This window comes from Sphingobium sp., assembly GCF_032153725.1.
Taxonomy (GTDB): Bacteria; Pseudomonadota; Alphaproteobacteria; order Sphingomonadales; family Sphingomonadaceae; genus Sphingobium.
Genome location: NZ_JALDYQ010000001.1, coordinates 51,374 through 69,561, shown reverse-complemented (window position 1 = coordinate 69,561; position 18,188 = coordinate 51,374). Strand labels below are relative to the sequence as shown.

At 62.0% G+C, this 18,188-nt stretch carries 22 protein-coding genes and 1 tRNA gene; 13 read left to right on the top strand and 10 right to left on the bottom strand.

The genetic code is table 11. The features are described from left to right. Position 1 precedes the first annotated feature (1 nt). The 7 genes from RUH75_RS00405 to RUH75_RS00375 all read right to left on the bottom strand — a co-directional run bounded on the left by RUH75_RS00405 (position 2) and on the right by RUH75_RS00375 (position 4,671). Positions 2-1,426 (bottom strand): ammonium transporter, encoded by a 1,425-nt coding sequence (locus RUH75_RS00405; RefSeq protein ID WP_313801050.1) that lies wholly within the window; start codon positions 1,424-1,426, stop codon positions 2-4. Between the two features lie 10 nt (positions 1,427-1,436). Further along, positions 1,437-1,775, bottom strand: a complete 339-nt coding sequence (locus RUH75_RS00400) for a P-II family nitrogen regulator (RefSeq protein WP_267249878.1) — start codon at positions 1,773-1,775, stop codon at positions 1,437-1,439. Between the two features lie 152 nt (positions 1,776-1,927). Continuing rightward, positions 1,928-2,503: a DUF924 family protein gene (locus RUH75_RS00395; protein ID WP_313801045.1), complete on the bottom strand. Its 576-nt coding sequence runs from the start codon at positions 2,501-2,503 to the stop codon at positions 1,928-1,930. 55 nt (positions 2,504-2,558) lie between these two features. Further along, positions 2,559-4,001, bottom strand: coding sequence for a metalloprotease TldD (gene tldD / locus RUH75_RS00390; protein WP_313801043.1), 1,443 nt, complete (start codon positions 3,999-4,001; stop codon positions 2,559-2,561). Positions 4,002-4,051: 50 nt separating this feature from the next. Next, positions 4,052-4,306, bottom strand: a complete 255-nt coding sequence (locus RUH75_RS00385; protein ID WP_313801041.1) for a zinc-finger domain-containing protein — start codon at positions 4,304-4,306, stop codon at positions 4,052-4,054. Between the two features lie 29 nt (positions 4,307-4,335). After that, a complete protein-coding gene (locus tag RUH75_RS00380) occupies positions 4,336-4,509 on the bottom strand; it encodes a hypothetical protein (RefSeq protein WP_313801039.1) in 174 nt (57 codons plus the stop codon). An 86-nt stretch (positions 4,510-4,595) separates the two neighbouring features. Continuing rightward, positions 4,596-4,671 (bottom strand) — tRNA-Val (locus tag RUH75_RS00375). An 839-nt stretch (positions 4,672-5,510) separates the two neighbouring features. On the opposite strand from RUH75_RS00375, the gene RUH75_RS00370 reads away from it, so the two are divergent. The 4 genes from RUH75_RS00370 to RUH75_RS00355 all read left to right on the top strand — a co-directional run bounded on the left by RUH75_RS00370 (position 5,511) and on the right by RUH75_RS00355 (position 7,719). Beyond that, on the top strand, positions 5,511-6,377 hold the full coding sequence (locus RUH75_RS00370; protein ID WP_313801282.1) for a DUF4238 domain-containing protein: 867 nt from the start codon (positions 5,511-5,513) through the stop codon (positions 6,375-6,377). Positions 6,378-6,514: 137 nt separating this feature from the next. Beyond that, positions 6,515-6,925 carry a hypothetical protein gene (locus tag RUH75_RS00365; protein WP_313801037.1) on the top strand — a complete coding sequence of 137 codons (411 nt, stop codon included), beginning with the start codon at positions 6,515-6,517 and terminating at the stop codon, positions 6,923-6,925. 149 nt (positions 6,926-7,074) lie between these two features. Then, positions 7,075-7,365, top strand: coding sequence for a type II toxin-antitoxin system RelE/ParE family toxin (locus RUH75_RS00360; RefSeq protein WP_313801035.1), 291 nt, complete (start codon positions 7,075-7,077; stop codon positions 7,363-7,365). A 66-nt stretch (positions 7,366-7,431) separates the two neighbouring features. Beyond that, a complete protein-coding gene (locus RUH75_RS00355; protein WP_313801033.1) occupies positions 7,432-7,719 on the top strand; it encodes an addiction module antidote protein in 288 nt (95 codons plus the stop codon). 25 nt (positions 7,720-7,744) lie between these two features. On the opposite strand, the gene RUH75_RS00350 is transcribed toward RUH75_RS00355, so the two are convergent. The 3 genes from RUH75_RS00350 to RUH75_RS00340 all read right to left on the bottom strand — a co-directional run bounded on the left by RUH75_RS00350 (position 7,745) and on the right by RUH75_RS00340 (position 11,723). Further along, positions 7,745-8,551, bottom strand: a complete 807-nt coding sequence (locus RUH75_RS00350) for a DNA adenine methylase (RefSeq protein WP_313801031.1) — start codon at positions 8,549-8,551, stop codon at positions 7,745-7,747. A 143-nt stretch (positions 8,552-8,694) separates the two neighbouring features. Beyond that, entirely contained in the window at positions 8,695-9,774 is a 1,080-nt protein-coding gene (locus tag RUH75_RS00345; protein WP_313801029.1) for a phage portal protein, read from the bottom strand. A 14-nt stretch (positions 9,775-9,788) separates the two neighbouring features. Beyond that, the gene (locus tag RUH75_RS00340; RefSeq protein WP_313801027.1) at positions 9,789-11,723 is read right to left on the bottom strand and encodes a terminase large subunit domain-containing protein; all 1,935 of its coding nucleotides are present in this window, start codon (positions 11,721-11,723) and stop codon (positions 9,789-9,791) included. Positions 11,724-11,878: 155 nt separating this feature from the next. Here RUH75_RS00340 and RUH75_RS00335 point away from each other — a divergent pair, with 155 nt between their 5' ends. The 9 genes from RUH75_RS00335 (at position 11,879) to RUH75_RS00295 (ending at position 18,172) form a co-directional block, all read left to right on the top strand. Then, positions 11,879-12,715 carry a GPO family capsid scaffolding protein gene (locus RUH75_RS00335; protein WP_313801025.1) on the top strand — a complete coding sequence of 279 codons (837 nt, stop codon included), beginning with the start codon at positions 11,879-11,881 and terminating at the stop codon, positions 12,713-12,715. 43 nt (positions 12,716-12,758) lie between these two features. Further along, positions 12,759-13,895, top strand: coding sequence for a phage major capsid protein, P2 family (locus RUH75_RS00330; RefSeq protein WP_313801023.1), 1,137 nt, complete (start codon positions 12,759-12,761; stop codon positions 13,893-13,895). A 152-nt stretch (positions 13,896-14,047) separates the two neighbouring features. Then, positions 14,048-14,818 carry a phage terminase small subunit gene (gene gpM / locus RUH75_RS00325; RefSeq protein WP_313801021.1) on the top strand — a complete coding sequence of 257 codons (771 nt, stop codon included), beginning with the start codon at positions 14,048-14,050 and terminating at the stop codon, positions 14,816-14,818. Between the two features lie 106 nt (positions 14,819-14,924). After that, the gene (locus RUH75_RS00320; protein WP_313801019.1) at positions 14,925-15,416 is read left to right on the top strand and encodes a head completion/stabilization protein; all 492 of its coding nucleotides are present in this window, start codon (positions 14,925-14,927) and stop codon (positions 15,414-15,416) included. A gap of 2 nt (positions 15,417-15,418) precedes the next feature. Next, positions 15,419-15,625 carry a tail protein X gene (locus tag RUH75_RS00315; RefSeq protein WP_313801017.1) on the top strand — a complete coding sequence of 69 codons (207 nt, stop codon included), beginning with the start codon at positions 15,419-15,421 and terminating at the stop codon, positions 15,623-15,625. Between the two features lies 1 nt (position 15,626). After that, on the top strand, positions 15,627-16,115 hold the full coding sequence (locus RUH75_RS00310) for a phage tail protein (protein ID WP_313801015.1): 489 nt from the start codon (positions 15,627-15,629) through the stop codon (positions 16,113-16,115). After that, complete coding sequence (locus RUH75_RS00305; protein WP_313801013.1) at positions 16,115-16,597, top strand: phage virion morphogenesis protein; 483 nt, start codon at positions 16,115-16,117, stop codon at positions 16,595-16,597. The genes RUH75_RS00310 and RUH75_RS00305 overlap by 1 nt, the downstream gene beginning before the upstream one ends. A 76-nt stretch (positions 16,598-16,673) precedes the next feature. Then, positions 16,674-17,525 (top strand): baseplate J/gp47 family protein, encoded by an 852-nt coding sequence (locus RUH75_RS00300; protein WP_313801012.1) that lies wholly within the window; start codon positions 16,674-16,676, stop codon positions 17,523-17,525. Continuing rightward, entirely contained in the window at positions 17,525-18,172 is a 648-nt protein-coding gene (locus RUH75_RS00295) for a phage tail protein I (RefSeq protein WP_313801011.1), read from the top strand. The genes RUH75_RS00300 and RUH75_RS00295 overlap by 1 nt, the downstream gene beginning before the upstream one ends. Positions 18,173-18,188 lie beyond the last annotated feature (16 nt).

Genomic DNA, 18,188 nt, shown 5'->3' with positions numbered 1-18,188 from the left:
CTCAGTAGTTGTAGGCCCGTTCGCCGTGGCTGGAGAGGTCGAGCCCTTCCATTTCGGCGTCCTTGCCCGGGCGCAGACCCATCGTCTTGTCGATGATGAAGTAGAGGATCGCGCTGCCGATGCCGGAGAAGAGCAGGGTGAAGACCACCGCCTTGACCTGGATCCAGACCTGCGCCGGGATGCTGTAGGCTTCCGGGTGGAAGGCCGCCGGGAAGACGGTGTAGTCGAACACGCCCTGACCGCCCAGCGAGGGAGCCGCGACGATGCCGGTGGCGATGGCGCCCACGATGCCGCCGATGCAGTGCACGCCGAACACGTCCAGGCTGTCGTCATAGCCGACCTTGCCCTTCACAAACGCCACGAAGATGTAGCAGATCGGGGAGACGGCGAAGCCGAGAACGATCGAGGTCATCGGAGCCGCGAAGCCCGCAGCCGGGGTGATAGCGACCAGACCAGCCACCGCACCGGTGACGGCGCCCAGCAGCGAAGCCTTGCCATGGTGGACCTGTTCGACCAGCGACCAGCTCACCGCCGCCGCGCAGGTGGCGACCATGGTGTTGATGAAGGCGACGCCGGTGACGGCATTGGCTTCCAGGTTGGAACCGGCGTTGAAGCCGAACCAGCCGACCCACAGCAGGCTGGCGCCGATCATGGTCATGGTCAGCGAGTGCGGCGGCATGGGTTCCTTGGGGAAGCCGACGCGCTTGCCGATCATCAGCGCGCCGACCAGGCCCGCGATACCGGCATTGATGTGGACGACGGTGCCGCCCGCGAAGTCGAGCGCGCCCCAGCCCCACAGCATGCCATAGTCGGTCGGGCTGTCCACCAGGAAGTCCGGGCCGGACCAGTACCAGACCATGTGCGCCATCGGGAAGTAGATGAAGGTCAGCCACAGCACGACGAACACGATCAGCGAGGAGAATTTCACGCGCTCCGCGAAGGCGCCGACGATCAGCGCCGGGGTGATCATGGCGAAGGTCATCTGGAAGACCACGAACACGAATTCGGGCAGATAGACGTTGTTGGTGAAGGTCGCGGCCGAAGTCGTGCCGTCGACGCCCATCAGGAACGCCTTGGAAAGCCCGCCGAAGAAGTGGTTTTCGCCGCCGCTGGTGAAAGCGATGGAATAGCCCCAGCAGCACCAGACCAGACCGGCTACCGAGACGATCATGAACACCTGCATCAGGATGCTCAGCATGTTCTTGGTGCGGACCAGACCGCCGTAGAACAGGGCGAGGCCGGGGATCGACATCATCAGGACCAGCGCGGCCGAGACGAGCATCCAGGCGACGTCGCCCTTGTTGACCATGGCGGCCATGGCGGCGGCGTCTGGCCCCTTGATCGGCGCGGCAAGCGCCGGTGCGGCTGCGAGCAGGGACAGGCCAACCGCCCCCATCACGCCGCAAAGCTTCTTGGAAAAGGTCATCAATTCCCCCTTACAGTGCGGTTTCGCCGGTTTCGCCGGTACGGATACGCACCGCCTGCTCGACATCGAGAACGAAGATCTTGCCATCGCCGATGGCGCCCGAATTGGCGGCTGCCTGGATCGCTTCGACCACGCGCGGCGCGAGGTCGTCGTCGCAGACCACCTCGATCTTGATCTTCGGAACCATGTTGGTCGAATATTCCGCGCCGCGATAGATTTCGGTCTGCCCCTTCTGGCGGCCGAAGCCCTTAACTTCGCTGACCGTCATTCCTGCGATGCCGAGCGAGGAGAGAGCCTCGCGGACATCGTCAAGCTTGAACGGCTTGATGATAGCCATGACAAGTTTCATGTCGCCCCCTGTTACTGGTGTGCGGGGACATGTTCAGCAAGAGCCGTGCCAATTTGTAAACGACGCGTTAATGCGGGGCTTTTGCAGGATGCGTAAGGACGGGACGCCAAAAAAATGAGCAGTCTCGCCCATTTGCCTAAAAATTGGGCAGGTTACCAGTCCGCGCCTTGAGCTGCTGCCTCCGCCTCTTCCGGCAGGGTCTGGCGCCCCAGCAGCGCGTTACGGTGGGGGAAGCGGCCGAAGCGAGCGATCATGGCGTGATGCTCTCTTGCGAAAGCCAGCGATTGCGCATCCCCGGCGCCTTCGAACAGGCTGACGGATAGCTTCTGGTAATCCAGATCCTCGCTGTGCTGAAAGGGCATGTAGAAGAACAGGCGCCCCGCTCCGCCGATCTGGATGTCATAGCCATGGGCGATGGCTCCGCGCGCCACATCGCGGGCAAGCGCGTCGCTGGAAAAGGCGGCCACCGTTCCCCGGAACATGTTGCGCGGCAATTGGTCGAACAGCAGCACCGCCGCCAGTGCATCATCAGCGCGCTCAAGGAAATCCTCGGCGGACATATGGCGCTTTTCCTCCCACAAGGCAGGGAAGCGCATCTGGCATTGCCGGTCGAGCGCTGGATTGTGGCTCCACCAGCCCCGTTCGCCAATCTGGTTGAACCAGAAGTCGAGCAGCGCCGCCGCCCAATCGGCGGTCACCGCATCATGGCTATCGGTCAGCATATTCATGACATGGATAAAGACGCATCGGCCGCCGGGTTCCTCAATCCATGGCGCGGCGGGCTCAGGTCGCCGTACCGCCGACGGTCAGGCCTTCCAGCAGCAGTGTCGGCTGGCCGACACCGGCAGGCACGCTTTGTCCGGCTTTGCCGCACATGCCGATGCCTTCGTCCAGCGCCCAGTCATGGCCGATGCCGATGACCTTGGTGAGCGCGGTGGGCCCGTCGCCGATCAGCGTTGCGCCCTTGATCGGCACGCCCAGCTTGCCATTCTCGACCTTATACGCCTCGGTGCAGGAGAAAACGAACTTGCCCGACACGATATCGACCTGCCCGCCACCGAAGCTTTTGGCAAAAATCCCCGACTTCATGCGCGACAGCAGCTCTTGCGGATCGTCATTGCCACCCTTGATGAAAGTATTGGTCATGCGCGGCATCGGCGCATGGGCATAGCTTTCGCGGCGACCGTTGCCTGTCGGCTCCACGCCCATCAACCGGGCGTTGAGGCGATCCTGCATATAGCCCTTGAGAATGCCGTCCTCGATCAGCACATTTTCGCGGGTTGGCGTGCCCTCGTCATCGATGGAGAGCGAGCCGCGGCGGCTCATGATCGATCCGTCATCGACCACGGTGACGCCCGGCGCGGCTACGCGTTCACCCACGCGGCCGGAGAAGGCGCTGGTGCCCTTGCGGTTGAAATCGCCCTCCAGGCCGTGGCCGATCGCTTCATGCACCAGCACGCCCGGCCAGCCCGGTCCGAGCAGCACGGTCATCTCGCCCGCCGGCGCCGCCACCGAGCGCAAATTGACCTGGGCCTGCGCGAGCGCTTCATCGATCGCCCGGTTCCAGATCGCGGGGTCCATCACCTGATTGTAGAGATAGCGCCCGCCAATGCCGAACACGCCCGTTTCGCGACGACCATTCTCCTCCAATATGACCGAGACGTTGAGCCGCACCAGGGGGCGGATGTCGGTCGCGGTAAAGCCGTCGGCGCGCACGATCTCGATCACGGACCAACTGCCCGCCAGGCTCACCGACACCTGCGCCACGCGCGGATCGCGGGCGCGGGCGGCGGCGTCGATCGCGGCGCAGAGCGTCACCTTCTCGGCAAAGGGCACGATTTCCAGCGGATTGACGTCGGTGTAGAGATGACGGTTGGTATGCTGTGGCGGCGGGGCAGGCTGGTCCTTCGCCGGATCGAGCAGCGTCAGCGTCTCGGCGGCGCGGCGGATCGCGGCTTCGCTAATGTCATTGGCATGGGCGAAGCCCGTCATCTCGCCCGACACGCCGCGCAGGCCGAAGCCCGCATCGGTCGAATAATCGGCGGTTTTCAGCCGCCCATCGTCGAAGCCGAAGCTCTCGCTCGCCCGATATTGCAGGTAAAGCTCGCCATCGTCGCAGCTTTTCAGCGCTTGCGCGGTCAGGCGGTGCGCGCCATCGGGATCGAGGAGGCCCGGGCGATAGAGCAGGCCACGGGCGTCGGTGAACTGGGGAGCAGCTTCGGTCATGCCGCCCGATATAGGAGCGGCATGGCGCAAGCCCAATCAAAATCGTGGCTTCAGAGGCTGGCGCCGGAGGAAATATCCGGCAGGCCAGCAATTTCCGGCGTGTCGGCCGGGCCGTTCGTCAGCACGAAGCGGCGATCGCAATAGCCGCAATCGATATAGCCATGCTCATCGATCTCGAGAAAGACGCGTGGATGGCCGAGGGCGGCGGGAATGTCCCCCGAACCGTCGCAGGAGACGCGGGACTTGGTGACTCGGATGATTTCAGGCGGCTGGATCATGGCCGCGTCGATTAGCAGCGCTTGCATTGCGCCGCAATATCCGCGGGCAAAGGGACTTACATCAGCAGGAGTGGTCGCTTCCTTTTCGGACAGGGCCTGTCCGCCGCCATGCCCACCGCCTTGGCCGGCGCGGTCCAGTCCAGGCAATCGCGCGCGGCCGCAAGGGTAACCGGCGAGAACATCAACAGGAAAGGCGCTATCGCACCACCGAAGAGAAGCGTGAGAGACATGATGCAAGTGCCTCACAAAAGCGTTCCGTGGGTACGACCTTACGCTATTCCGATTCGAGCGGGAACAGATTTCGACAGGGAGGAAATGGTGGGCGATGACGGGCTCGAACCGCCGACATTCTCGGTGTAAACGAGACGCTCTACCAACTGAGCTAATCGCCCCCGTAGGGAATTCCGGCGCTTTTAGGCGATTTTTCGCGCCCGTCAACAGCGACATTTGCGGAACAGAACGGGGACGATTGGAACATATCAGCACCATCAGTCCCGACATAGTCCCGACCAAGATCCGGCTACCAGTCCACGCGCCTGAGACACTGTGCTGTCGCAAGGAAGCGCAAGCTTCACCCTCGCTCAATCAGATTCACAACGCCGGAAATCGCCTCGAAGAATTTCGGCGGAAACCCGTCATCAATCCAATGGAAGCGGGTATGCTTCGCATCCTGCTAACGTTTATAACAATCATTGTTTTTCAAATGCTTATGCTCCAACATTTTGATAACAACAACATAACTGAGTTATATCAATAATTCATAACATTGCTCTCTGAGAAAACTGTTTAAAATCAACGTTGTAATAGTCTTTCGCCGGTTCCGTTATATCGCCGTTATATAAATCTTCTAACGTGAAAAATGGCGGTTTTCCGTGACTTTCATCGCCTATTTCCACACCCGTTCACTTTGTTATGTCATCGCGAAACATGGGGGCCTCCGTGGGCAAATGACCCGTCAGGCACTTTTGCAAGAAAACCGACGAAGAAGGCGAAAGCGAGGTGTGGGGGCGAGCGCGGCGCGTGAGGGTGCAATTTCCAGCCAACCTGACCGCCCATCCAACAAGAGGTGGCACCTCGCTAAGCCGAGCTATCGTTACGCATGGACCATTTTTTGACGCGCATCCCTATTTGCCGCTCCACCTAGAAGCGGACACAAGACCTCAAGGCGGTGGGCGTGAGGGACATGAAAGCTGAGTTCTGGCGCTTTGCGCATATCGGATAAGCGAGGTCGATTATTCGTCATCATTACATCCCCGAATTCTACCTCAGGTGGTGGACTGGCGACGATCACAGGCTCGAGCGCTACACGCGGCCGATCCCAGGCAAGATTACGGTGGAACGGGTATTCCCGAGCGAAGCCGGATTTAAGAAGGATCTCTATCGCGCTCCGACCGGAACGCACGCCGAATCGCATCGTCTTGAGACAGGTTTCATGCAGCAGCTCGACAGCCGCGCGGCGCCGGTTTTCAAGAAGCTCAATGGCTCGCCGCCAGATCAACTTGACACAGAGGAACGCTCTACGCTGAGCGTGTTCATCCGGGGCATGACCTATCGCTCGCCGGCAATGTTCGAGGCGCTCAAGCAGACCGGACAGCGCGAGTGGTGGAAGATCGTCGATGAGATCGAGGCGGAATATGAGCAAAGGAAGACGCCGTGCGATCCTCCGAGTTACGAAGGGTTTCGAGCAAACCTAACCGCCGATCGTATCGAAAGCTCCGTTCTGGATACGCTGCCTCATATTTTCGCGAGCATCGATGTCGGTCAGATTCTCAATAATCTGCACGCGCGCACGATCGTTATTCCGGAGTCAGTCCCTGAGTTCCTGATCTCCGACGATCCGCTCGCACGGACGAACGGTATACTCGTCAAGAATGGGCACTTCGCCTTGCCGATTTCGCCGCGACGGTTGCTCGTCTTGGCCTGGAAGCTGGAAACGCTGAATCTCATCACCAGTCAAAAGCCGAAGGAGCTTGTCACCAACGTCAACAGATGGGTCGTTGAGAGCGCCCGGCTCTTCGTCGGAGCCAGCGATCGATCCCAGGATCGGTTCATTCGGAACTGGTTCGGTCGCGATCCCAAGCCGCCGATATCGCGTTAAGGCGCCTCCCCCCAACCCCATGTCCTTCCTGTATGAAAAGCGGCGATTGTTCGACGGCATCGACCAATAATTACCGCTCGCAGGTCGTTTCGTTGATACCACTAGCGGACATCCGGCCAGTCTGACACGATACGCCGATGCCGAACATATTTGTCGAAGCGGACGAACCTCTACTCATTTTCCCTAATCTCAAGGTGGCTGAATGGTATCTTGAAGCAGAAGGCGTTCGCAACGGCGTTTACCCGCGCGCGTTCGGTCCATCGGGTGAACAGTATTCGATTAATGCTGATGGTTCTCGGGTCATCATCAGTCCGATGGACGTACCTGCGGACGAAACGGGCTTAATGGCGCTTCTGAAGCGCTCTTTGGCAGCAGTTGGTGAGCAGCCTGACGACGACGCGACCTTATCCGACCTGGTGGCATCGGCAGAGGCATTCTGGGACGAACGCGATCCGATGGGTGATCGCTTTTCGAAGCCAATTCCTTGGTGGGGGTGCCTCCTTGCGGTGATAGCAGCTGGAGCCATAGCGGCGTATATCTTGTCGTAAGCAGATTGTCGCCAAACCACCCTCCCCGGTCATTTGACCGGATCGCTGAGACCGCCTCATCATGCAAGGCGAGGCGGATTGGCTGAACTTCGGCGGCGACTGTCTCTTTTATGTTGACGCCCGCACATGTGTCACATATAAATGACAGCATGGAAACGCAGCAAACCCCGGCCTTCGCAGATTGGTTCAGCGGCCTCCGCGACCGCAAGGCACAGTCGAAGATCGCGGGCCGGATTGCTCGCATCGAACTCGGCCTGATGGGGGATGTAAAGCCGGTGGGCGGCGGCGTTTCAGAGGTGCGTATCGACTTTGGCCCCGGATACCGTCTCTATTTCACGCGGCGGGGCGAGCAGTTGATTATCCTGCTGGTGGGCGGCGACAAATCGAGCCAGCGGCGGGACATCGCGAAGGCACAGGAAATGGCGGCCCAGATACCCTGAACCGCCACATCGGGAGAGCTGGCCGTCTCCCCTCGTAAGGCCAATGAAACGAAGGGAAGCGATCAAATGACCATCGAACTCACCCGCTTCGACGCGGCAGAGTATCTTACCGAACCGGAGGACCAGGCCGAGCTGCTGGCCGACGCCCTCACGACTGGCGATGTGCATGTCATTGCCAAGGCGATCGGCATGGTTGCCCGCGCGCACGGCATGTCGGAACTGTCCAAGGAAACTGGTATCAGGCGCCAGCAGCTTTATCGCGCGCTTGGCCCAGAAGGAAATCCGACGCTTGAAACCATGCTCAAGGTGCTGCCGGCGCTGGGCCTGCGGATGCGGATCGAGGCGGCCGCCTGAGCCACCGCCTTGATCCGTTCCGCTGTCAGTTGGTGATGATGACCTCGCGCGCGGCGGTGCCTGCCCCGGATATGGTGTAGGTCAGTTCTTCTTCGCGGAAGTCGAAGCCTGCGAAGATCCGGCGCACATCGGGATGGTCGTTGAGCGAGAGGATAAACCGCCCACGCAGGCCGCGCAGCCGGTCCGCCATCAATTCGAACTGCCCGCGATCGAACAGCGTCCGCCCATAATCCCCCTCGGACCCATAATAGGGCGGGTCGAGATAGAAGAGCGTGCCTGGCCGGTCATAACGGCTCAGAAAATCTGACCAGGGCAGCCGCTCGATAATCACGCCGGCCAGGCGCTCATGCACCGCCTCGATCATGGGGGCGAGCTTCGTCACGTCGAATCGCCCTGGTCGATCGGTTGCCACCCCGAAATTCCGTCCCGCAACCTTCCCGCCGAACGCAAGCCGCTGCAAATAGAGGAACCGCGCCGATCGCTGGAGATCGGTGAGTGAGGCCGGCTCCAGCGCCAGCAGCTTTTCGAACCCCGCCCGGCTCGTGATCTGAAAGCGGATCATGTCGAGAAAGGCGATATAGTGGTGCTGGATGACGCGGAAGAATGTCGAGACATCCTCCGACCAGTCGTTGATGACCTCGCACTTAGGGCGCTGATCGCGGCGCAGGAATACGCCGCCCATGCCGACAAAGACCTCGGCATATGTTTGATGCCCGATCTCATTGATCAGGCGAATAAGGCGGCGCGCCAGTTGCTTCTTGCCGCCGATATAAGGGGCGAGGGGCTGCGCCGGCTGAACCGGCTCAAGGATGAGGTGAGGATTCGACTCCATTCTCTTTGTTCCATATATGTTCCCGCGCCGAGTCGGCGGGCGGGATGGTCCTGTGGCGGGACCGGTCGGGATCATGACGAGGTACAATCGTCGGGCTTGGGGCGTTAGCGCGCCCCAGCCCCCGCCTTTCGGCAGGGGAATTTCTAGCGGGCGCTGGCGGGCAGCTTCTGGAACCCGTCTCCGACCTGGCGAATGATCGCCCCGTCGCTGCAAACATAGTCGGAGAAGGCGAGGATCTGCGCCCCGAACCAGGCATTGGCGCGCAACATCCGCCGCGCGATCGGGATGATCTCGGTTTCGTAATAGGCGTCGCGCGATTCGCTGACCTTGCCGAAGCCGCCATTATTCTGCGGGATGACGCCAATCAGCTGGGGCGGCGTCCGGTGCGCGGCCAACAGATCGTCGCGGCTGATATTCTTCACGTTGGAGAATTCATCCTTCGCCGTGACGTCCGCGATCGGCATGATCTGGATGCCGTCCTTCTTACCGTCGGGAATATGGACGAACAGATTTTTGAAGTTTCCGACGCCTTTGGCCTGGCTCAGCTTGTCCCTGATGGCATCGGCTGTCTTCGTATCCGCCAGCACCTCACTGAGATACATCACGAACCCGGCATGGGCGCCGTTGAGATAATAGCGGCGGCGGAACAGCGTGGCATTCTCGCTCAACAGCCCCGACTGCAAGGCCGAAAGCCATTCCGGCATCCCATAGATTTCCTGAGCCACATCGGGCTGCTGGAGATGGAAGATGCGATCCCGCTCAAACTGGTGGATGTTGCCCAATGGTCCGTTCACGAACCAATAAAATCCCTGCTCCACGCCCGCACGGGTATGGATCGCGGGAGCATGCTGCACGCGGGCAAGGCGGCCGGTCATGTTCGGCACCCATTCGAGATAGCCGTTGCCCATCTGGATGAAGTCCAATGCCCACCGCTCGAAATCATCGGCGCTCAGCCATCGGCTGACGATTTGCTGCGCAACCAGAAGGTTGACCTTCAGGGCCACGGCGCTGCGGTGATAGGGCGCCATGTTGAAGGCTTGAGCCAGCTTTCCCATGGGAAGGGGCGGCTCATACCAGCGGCCATTGTGCCAGATCTCGAAATACTGGCTCAGTTCGCGCCGGTCGAGAACGCTTTCCGGCTCGCCAAATGTGAACATGTCACCATTCATGCGAGTTTCGTCTGCTTCGACCGGCTCGATCACAGTGGTGGACGGGACGTTCATGAAAAGGGCTCCTGTCAGTCGAAGAAGGTGACGCTGCCGCCTTTGCCTTCGCTGGCGGTGCCAGCGTCGAGCGGCTCGTTCGAAAGTGCATTGAGAAGCGCCCAGGCAAGGTCCGCATGGCCGATCTCGCCATTGCGCTTGGCGATATAGGTGACGCCCTTCTGACTGCCGGTCAGGGCCGGTCGAATGGCCATGAGCGCCTGCATCAGGTCGGTCCATCCGCTGTCGAATTCGATGCGGTTGGCGCGGAAGATGCTCTGTGCCTTGATGACCAGGGCGGTTTTGCTCGCCACCGAATATTCGATCTTGCGCGCGCGGAAGAACCAGTTGGACACCAGCTCGAAGACAGCCAGGCCGTGGCCGGTCGTGTCGATCGCGATATCGGTGACGTTGTAGCGATCATGGACCTTGTGGATGAAATCGGCCTGCCCCTGGAAGTCCAGGCCATTGAGCCGATATTTCTCCAGGACGCGATGCTTGCCCCGGCCCGGATCATCGGGCGGCGCCACAACGACCAGCGCGGCATCGTCGCGGCCCTGTTTGTTGGGATCATAGCCGATCCAAACCGGCTTTTCGCCAAATGGCCGCGCGCCGGGAATGTCGATCAGCGCGGGCCGAAAATCCCGCCATTTCAGGAAGCTGTCCACCCGCGCCGGGGCAATGCGCGCATAGGGGAAGCTGCTTTCGCTGTCGTCTACATCCTCGCATTCGAAGAGGTTGCGGAATTCCTCCTCGGAATATTCGTGGCGCAGCTCGTCCACGTCGACCAGCTTGCCCAGCCCGCCTGCGACCGCGTCATGGATGGTCAGGATATGCTGCCATGACCCATCGGGCATGTAGGCGCCATGGCGCAGCGTCTTCAGGCGGATATCGAACGGCTGCTGCTTGCCTTTCGGACGGCCCTTGTTCCATTCCTCGCCCGACCAGAAAGCATAGCTTTCATGGGTTTTGGTCGATGGCGTCGAGAAATAGGTCTTTTTGTAGATCTTGTGCGTCGCCATCGCGCTGGCGACCTTGTTGAGCTGGGAAAAACCATGAACCCAGCCATATTCGTCAAAATAGAAGTCGCCGCTTTCGCCCTGCGCCGTGGCGCTGTTGGTGGACAGAAAGTAAAATCCGACCGGATCGAGCGAGGGGCCGGTGGCCCCGCCATCCTCATCTTCGGGATACTGCCCGACAAAGTCGAGCATGATGATCTTGCCCTTGAGCTCGACACCGGTGACGCGCCGGACCCACCCGACAATCTCGCGCCGGAACTTGAGTGCCTGGCGCTCGGACGCGGACAGGAAAATCTGATTGCGGGGGCGTTCATCCTCCTCCAGCTCGTCTTTGCCGATGGCTGCCAGGATCGCCTCGGCCACCTTGGCGAAGGCTTCGCGGGCGAAATACCATGTCGCGCCCACCTGACGGCTCTTGCGGAGCTTGCGGGTGCGTTCGCCCCGATGCTCCCACCAGAATTCCTGATAGTCGAAATTCTTGGCATGAAAGTCATCGAGCAACAGCTGCAGCTGTTCCAGCGTCAGGAAATTGCGGCGTTTGTCCGCGCGTTTTGCCTTGGCCTTGTCGTCGTTACGCGCGGCGACTTTCTCGTTAAGGTCGCTTTCCTTTCCGGTCTGGTTGTATTTCCTGATCCGCGCGGCCCGTTCCATCTGGCGCATCAGGAAATCGACACGCTTCATGTCGCCTTCGGTTAGGTCGGGCTTGTCCAGATAGGCGGCGATCTTTGCCTCGATCCGGTCCTCGATGACAAGGACCGGCGGATCTTGATCCCACCCGTCGCGGTTCTTCCAGCTGGAAATCGTGCCTTCGGACAGGTCCAGTTCGGCGGCGATGTCCGTGATCCGCCAGCCCCGCCAGTATAGCGACCGCGCCTCGCGTCGCTGCGCACGGCCGACCTGTTGGCTGACGGCCTGATAACTGTCGGGGGTTGTGGCGGCGGCGGAGTGCATGGCCCTGCCATGCACCCGCTCCCGGCCCGTCTGTCGAAGGGGTGGAGGGGTAGCATCGTCTCCTACCGCGCCCGCGCGTTGCCAGTTGTGCCCCGGATCGGCTCTCCGTTCATCAGACGAAAGCGGAAAAGCCCCCGCCGACACGGAGCCGACACATGAAGACCAAGCCCTTTCTCCTCGCCACCGCCGGTTCGACCGTCGACGGGCGCACGATCGATGAGAAGATGCTGAAGGAAATGGCCTCCAGCTATGATCCGAAAACCTATGGCGCCCGCCTGAACATCGAGCACATCCGGGGCATCTCGGGGGACAAGCCGTTCCGCAGCTATGGCGACGTTCTCGAACTCGCGACCGCAGAGGTGGACGTCAACTTCAACGGCAAGACCGAAAAGCGCCTGGGCCTGTTCGGCACATTCGACGTCACCGACGATGCCAAGACTCTCAACGACGCGGGCCAGAAGGTTTATCCCTCGATCGAGATCGAGGATAATTTCGGCGGCAAGGGCTTTGCCTATCTGATGGGCTGCGCCCTGACCGACAGCCCGGCGGCCATCGCCACCGATCGCCTCCAGTTCAACCGTTCGCTTCCCGGCACGATAAAGCTGTCGCGCGATGAAGCCGCGTTGCTGGAATTTGCCGAGGACAAGTCCGGCGGCGAGGATGGCGGCACCTTCCTGACCGGCCTGAAGGGCATCCTCGACGGGTTCGCCGCCAAATTCGCGGCGCCCAAATCGGAGGACAAGAGTGCACTCAAGCCTGGCGAAACGCCGGGGACCTTCGACTTCTCCGTACTTCAGCCCCTCTTTGAGGAATTCGGAAAAAGCATCACCACGGAAATCGGCGCGATCCGCACCGAATTACGGACCGAGGTCGATGCGCTGGCCGTCCAGTTCAGGAAGCTTGGCGAGACCCAGGAGTCCACGCCCGACCAGCATTACAACCGCCGCCCGCTCTCGGACGGCAAATCCGGCGCCTACGCCAACATCTTCTGAAGCCCAGCCCCCGCTAACCGCCTAACTGCCAAGGATTTGATACATGGCGAAATATTCTCTCTCTGATCGCGGCCGCCGGGCTCTCGATGGCATGTACACCGCCATCGCGCAGATCAACGCTGCGGCGCGCGGCGTCCATCATCAATTTGCCGTCGATCCGGTCGCGGAACAGCGGCTGGAGGCCGTGCAGCGTGAACAGGTCGGCTTTATGCAGCGCATTAACGTCATCCCCGTTCGCGACATGATCGGCCAGGTGATCGGCCTCGGCGCCAACAATCTGGTGGCGAGCCGCACGTCGCGCGCCAATCTGCCACGCAAGCCGAAATATGTCGGCAATCTTCAGGATCGCAAATATCAGCTCTATGACACGGAGTTCGATACCCAGCTTCCGTGGGAAATCATCGACGCCTGGTCGCGTTTCCCTGACTTCGCGCAGATCTATTCGCGGGAGGTCGCTATCTCGATCGCGCTCAGCCGCATCATGGTGGGCTGGAACGGTACCCAGGCGGCGGCGGACAGCGACCCCGAAGCCAATCCGCTGGGCGAGGATCTGAATATCGGCTGGTTGCAAAAGCTGCGGCTGGAAAAGGCCACCCATGTCATGGGCCGTGCCACCGTAACGGCCGGGGGCGTCACCACCGCCACCGGTGCGGCCGCGCCCATCTACATTGGCCCGGATTCCGATGTAGCCGATGGCGACTATAAAAATATCGACGCCCTGGCCTATGACCTGATCGCCGGCATGCCGAGCTGGGCGCGGCAGTCGACCGACCATGTCGTTCTCATCAGCCAGGACCTGATTGACGAGAAATATTTCCCCATGGTCAATCGTCCGCTGTCCGAAACGATCGATGGTGGAAAGTCGACCAGCGACCAGGCCGTGTCCGACATCGTCATGTCGACCAAGCAGGTCGGCGGTCGCCCGGCCGCGATCGTGCCGTTTTTCCCGGAAGGGACGATGGTCGTCACGCCGATCGCGCCCGCCGGTGCCGCCAACGGCTCCAATCGGTCCAACCTGTCGATGTATGTGCAGGAGGGGTCGCGCCGCCGCTACATCAAGGATGAGCCGGAAAACAAGGCGAGCCTGGTCGACTATAACTCGGTCAACGAAGGCTATGTGATCGAGGATACCGACTTCATGGTCATGGCCGAAAACATCACCTTCGGCGCCCGCCCCTAATATCCGGGGGGCTTTGACGGCGGCACCTGCCATTTGGGGCGGCGGCGTAAGAGCCTAGTAGCAAGCCGGGGGAGGCGTCGGGTTCAACCCGATCGGCCAGCGCCCCGGCGCCCGCCGCCAGATAGGGCGGGCATCATGTACAGGAGATTTCCATGGTCAGCCCGTTCCGCCGCCACCAGCAGAAGACCAGGGCCTTGCAAAGTGGTGCCCTGCTCGCCCAGGGCGCCACCACCGCCGTGCCTGATGAGCCAAGGGCCGATACGGAGGCGGGGAAGGAATATGCCTCGCTCCGCGTCGCCCTGCACGAGGATCTGCGCAAACTGGCCGACGTCGAATCGATCGAGGCCCGCAATCCCATGAAGGCCGAAATGGCCAAGCTCTACACGGACTGGATCGAGGGCGCTCTCGCAGCCGGTGAACAGGGCCAGGCGTCCCAGGACGAAATCCTTGTCACCAACATGATCTGGGCGATCGACTATCGCGACTTCGACTATGCGCTGCACTTGGCCGCGCATGTCCTGAAGTTCAACCTGGCGCTGCCCGAACGCTACAACCGCAATCCCGCCTGCTTTGTCGCGGAGGAGATCGCGATGGTCGCGCTCGGTCAGCATGAGACGGTGACGCTCGAACAGCTGCTGCGCGCCCTGGCCCTGACCGATGGTGCCGACATGCCCGACCCGGCCAGGGCCAAGGTGCACAAGGCCATCGGCCGCGCCTATGAGCGCTGCGCCGAAGCGTTCGATCCCACCGCCGACAATGCGCCGGCGGGCGGGAAGGCGGCCTATACCGACGAAGCCCTGACGCACCTCATGCGCGCGTTGGAGCTGGATCGAAACGTCGGCGTGAAAAAGGACATCGAGCGCGTCACCCGCCAGCTCAAGGCCTTGGCGGAAACGCCCAAGGCAGGCGAGGAAACGGCTTAACGGACCGCCCCACGGCGCTCGGGGGGCGGATGGACTGGACGGCAACCCTGCATGGTTCGACGGCCAAGCCATCCCCACCCCCCGAAAACATCAGGACTAGCCTTGCATGACCGGCCTCATTTCCTCCCCCGTGCCCGCGCCCGAACCGGCAAATACGGCGGTCGCCGCCGATGGCTGGTTCCCGTCGGTCAACCTTTCGGACGTGCGCGACAGGCTGCGCCTGGGGGAAGGCGCTGTCACCAATGCGCGCCTGACCGAGGCGATCGAGGGCGGGATGCTCCATGCGTTCCGCGAGCTGGCGGACTGGCGCACAGCACATGTTCTGGCGGGCATCGCGGATCTGGCGGGCGTCACCGAACTGAAGATCAACAACCGCAATTATGCGGTGGTGCTTTGGGAACGCATCGTCCGCTATTTCGCCGGCGCCGATCTGGCCGCCGACTATCGCGACGTCACCGCCACCGACCAGGGCCTCGATCGCGCGGCCGAAAAGGATCTGACCAGCGACGAACTGCGCCGCCGCGCCCTGGCGGCCGTCGCGGATCTGCTCAGCCTCGGAGGCACCCCCGTGCCCCGGAACCGGGTGGAACTGATTTGACCATGGCCGCCGCCCTGGCCGGTGAAACCGTCGACGCCATTTGCTGGCGCGTGCTCGGTCGCACCCAGGATGTGACCGAACAGGTGCTGGCGCTCAATCCCGGCCTAGCCGCCTTGGGGCCAGCCTTGCCCGCCGGAACCGTCGTCACCCTGCCTGAGATTTCCGATCTTGCGCCGGCAGTGCTGGAAACCGTCAACCTGTGGGACTGATGTGCTGAAACTCGACACCTTGCGCGCGTCCATTGCCACGGCTCTGCCGGAACTGGCCCGCAGCCCGGAAAACCTGCGCATCTGGATTGAACGCGGCTCGGGCCGTTGCCAGGGCACGCCCAGCGATGCCTTCGGCTTCGCCTTCCAGGCCAATGTGCTGATTGTCGAAATGGCCAGCGATATCGCCGTGCTGTCGCACGCCATTTTCCGCTGGCTGCGCGTCAACCAGCCCGATCTCCTGACGCCGGGGAAAGAGGGGTTCAGCTTCGATGCGGACATTCTCGACAATGGCAGCGCGGACGTTCTGCTCCAGATCCAGTTGACCCAGAATGTCACCGTCGCGCCCAAGGATGGCGGCGGCTTTACGCTGGCCTATCTCCCGGAACCGGACCCATTATTCGCGGATGATCTGGGCTTCACGGGCATGGACCCGGTGCCCGCATTCGCCGGCATCGACATGGATGACCGGTTCCCGCAGCCGGGTAACTGATGTCCGAGGATCTGCGCGAACTGGAGCAATGGCTGGGCCGGATACAGGCGGGTCTGGCGCCCGGTCGTCGCCGCGCCGCCGCCACGAAGCTGGGACAGGCTCTCCGCCGTGCCAACCTCCTCCGCATCGGCGCCAATGTCGAGCCTGACGGTGGAGACATGGAAAAGCGGAAGGCATCGGTGAATGAGCGCGGCCGCGTCCGGCAAAAGGCGGGATCGCGCATGTTTCGTCGCCTGCGCCTGGCCAAAGCCTGGAAGATCGAAGCCGCAGCCGATGGCGTGGAGATCGTCCCGGCATCCGCCGCGATCGACCGCGTCGCCGCTGCCCATCAATTCGGGGAAACCGACCGTGTGGGCCGCCTGCGCAACGGGCGCGTGATCCGCGCCAAATATCCCGAACGGCGGCTCTTGGGCTTCAGCGATCAGGACCATGCGCTGATTGTCGAGGTCGCAGCCTCCCTGCTCGATCCCGACGCCGACTGATCGATTTCAGCGGTAGCAGAGCTTCTTACCCCGCCCCCCGCTTCGCGCGCGCGATAAGCCGGGCCATGCGGGAGGCATGGCCTCCCTTCCCCCCGCATCCGTCGCCCTCGACCTGTCGAAGCTGCCCAAGCCCCAGGTGATCGAAGAAAAGGGCTTTGACGCGATCAAGGCGGAAATGGTCGCGGAATTCCAGTCGCGCTACGACGATTATGACGCCGTGCTGGAAAGTGACCCGGCGATGAAGCTGATCGAAGTGTTCGCCTATCGCGAGCTGCTGCTGCGGCAAAACTTCAACGAGCGCGCCGTCTCCATGCTGCTGCCTTTCGCCTCCGGCGCCGACCTGGATAATCTTGCTGCCTATTACGGCGTCACGCGGCTGGACGGAGAGGAAGACGAAGATTTGCTGCGGCGCGTGCTGCTGGCCCCGGACAGCTTCACCGTTGCCGGTCCGGAAGCCGCCTATGTCTATCATGCCCTGACGGCCGACGGCACCATTTCCGACGCCAGCGCGATCATGTCCGCGCCGGGCGAAGTGCTGGTGAGCCTGCTCAGCGCCGCCGGCGACGGCACAGCCTCGGCCGAGCAGATCGCCGCCGTCGAAGCGGTGCTGACGCATGACGAGGTTCGGCCGCTAACCGACAGCGTCACGGTCCAGAGCGCCGAGATCGTGGACTATGCGATCCACGCCAGGCTGCAAATCGCCTATGGCCCCGACGCGCAACTCGTGCTGACCACGGCCCAGGCCGCCCTGGACGCTTATCTCGTGACGCGGCGCAAGCTTGGCCGCCTTGTCAGCTCCAGCGGCCATGCCGGCGCGCTTCAGGTTTCCGGCGTCGAAACGCTCGAGCTTATCAGCCCTGCGGCGGATATTCCGATCAACCGCACCCAGGCGGCGCATCCCACGTCGATCCTGATCGAGATCGCGTGATGGCCGACGCCCCGCATCTTCTGCCGCCCAATGCGTCTCCGATCGAAAAAGCGCTCTCGCTCGCCCCGGCGGCCTCGCTGGAGCAGGTGCCTGTCGTCATTGACGAGGCCTGGAACGCTTACACATGCCCCGCGCATCTGCTGCCCTATCTCGCGGGGAGCCTTTCGATCGATATCTGGGATTCCGACTGGACCGAAGCGGTGAAGCGCGCGGCCATCGCGGACGCTATCCAGTTTCAGCGCCGCAAGGGCACGCGTGCATCGTTGCGCACGGTCCTCGATCGGTTCGATCCGCAGATCGGCATTGTCGAGTGGTTTGAGGATCGCGACACGCTCGATCCCTATCATTTCCGGCTGGAGCTGCCCCTGCTGGCCGAAAGCGACGTCCTCTACAACGAAACGCTGGTCGCCCGGATCCTGCGCGACATAGCCCAGGTGAAGCCGGTGCGGGCGAACATGCTGGCCGTCTTTCGGGTCAAGATGGCGGCAGAAGCGTGGCTGTTGTCGGGTGCCCGCACCGGCGGCCTGACCCGGCTCGAACCCACCGCCGACACCCAGTCCGCGCTGGAGCCGGAATGGGCCACTTATCTGCAAACCGCTGACGGCGAACCGATCCTCGACGGCGCCGGCGCTTTTCTGGAGGTCTGACCTTGGACCCTATCCA

What these genes read in the sequence shown, in the direction of transcription:
- RUH75_RS00365 (WP_313801037.1), top strand. Translation starts at nt 6,515, where the DNA reads ATGCCGAACATATTTGTCGAAGCGGACGAACCTCTACTCATTTTCCCT.
- RUH75_RS00340 (WP_313801027.1), bottom strand. Translation starts at nt 11,723, where the DNA reads ATGCACTCCGCCGCCGCCACAACCCCCGACAGTTATCAGGCCGTCAGC.
- RUH75_RS00345 (WP_313801029.1), bottom strand. Translation starts at nt 9,774, where the DNA reads ATGAACGTCCCGTCCACCACTGTGATCGAGCCGGTCGAAGCAGACGAA.
- RUH75_RS00330 (WP_313801023.1), top strand. Translation starts at nt 12,759, where the DNA reads ATGGCGAAATATTCTCTCTCTGATCGCGGCCGCCGGGCTCTCGATGGC.
- RUH75_RS00355 (WP_313801033.1), top strand. Translation starts at nt 7,432, where the DNA reads ATGACCATCGAACTCACCCGCTTCGACGCGGCAGAGTATCTTACCGAA.
- RUH75_RS00335 (WP_313801025.1), top strand. Translation starts at nt 11,879, where the DNA reads ATGAAGACCAAGCCCTTTCTCCTCGCCACCGCCGGTTCGACCGTCGAC.
- RUH75_RS00385 (WP_313801041.1), bottom strand. Translation starts at nt 4,306, where the DNA reads ATGCAAGCGCTGCTAATCGACGCGGCCATGATCCAGCCGCCTGAAATC.
- RUH75_RS00315 (WP_313801017.1), top strand. Translation starts at nt 15,419, where the DNA reads ATGGCCGCCGCCCTGGCCGGTGAAACCGTCGACGCCATTTGCTGGCGC.
- tldD (WP_313801043.1), bottom strand. Translation starts at nt 4,001, where the DNA reads ATGACCGAAGCTGCTCCCCAGTTCACCGACGCCCGTGGCCTGCTCTAT.
- RUH75_RS00300 (WP_313801012.1), top strand. Translation starts at nt 16,674, where the DNA reads ATGGCCTCCCTTCCCCCCGCATCCGTCGCCCTCGACCTGTCGAAGCTG.
- RUH75_RS00320 (WP_313801019.1), top strand. Translation starts at nt 14,925, where the DNA reads ATGACCGGCCTCATTTCCTCCCCCGTGCCCGCGCCCGAACCGGCAAAT.
- RUH75_RS00405 (WP_313801050.1), bottom strand. Translation starts at nt 1,426, where the DNA reads ATGACCTTTTCCAAGAAGCTTTGCGGCGTGATGGGGGCGGTTGGCCTG.
- RUH75_RS00380 (WP_313801039.1), bottom strand. Translation starts at nt 4,509, where the DNA reads ATGTCTCTCACGCTTCTCTTCGGTGGTGCGATAGCGCCTTTCCTGTTG.
- RUH75_RS00395 (WP_313801045.1), bottom strand. Translation starts at nt 2,503, where the DNA reads ATGAATATGCTGACCGATAGCCATGATGCGGTGACCGCCGATTGGGCG.
- gpM (WP_313801021.1), top strand. Translation starts at nt 14,048, where the DNA reads ATGGTCAGCCCGTTCCGCCGCCACCAGCAGAAGACCAGGGCCTTGCAA.
- RUH75_RS00295 (WP_313801011.1), top strand. Translation starts at nt 17,525, where the DNA reads ATGGCCGACGCCCCGCATCTTCTGCCGCCCAATGCGTCTCCGATCGAA.
- RUH75_RS00350 (WP_313801031.1), bottom strand. Translation starts at nt 8,551, where the DNA reads ATGGAGTCGAATCCTCACCTCATCCTTGAGCCGGTTCAGCCGGCGCAG.
- RUH75_RS00360 (WP_313801035.1), top strand. Translation starts at nt 7,075, where the DNA reads ATGGAAACGCAGCAAACCCCGGCCTTCGCAGATTGGTTCAGCGGCCTC.
- RUH75_RS00305 (WP_313801013.1), top strand. Translation starts at nt 16,115, where the DNA reads ATGTCCGAGGATCTGCGCGAACTGGAGCAATGGCTGGGCCGGATACAG.
- RUH75_RS00400 (WP_267249878.1), bottom strand. Translation starts at nt 1,775, where the DNA reads ATGAAACTTGTCATGGCTATCATCAAGCCGTTCAAGCTTGACGATGTC.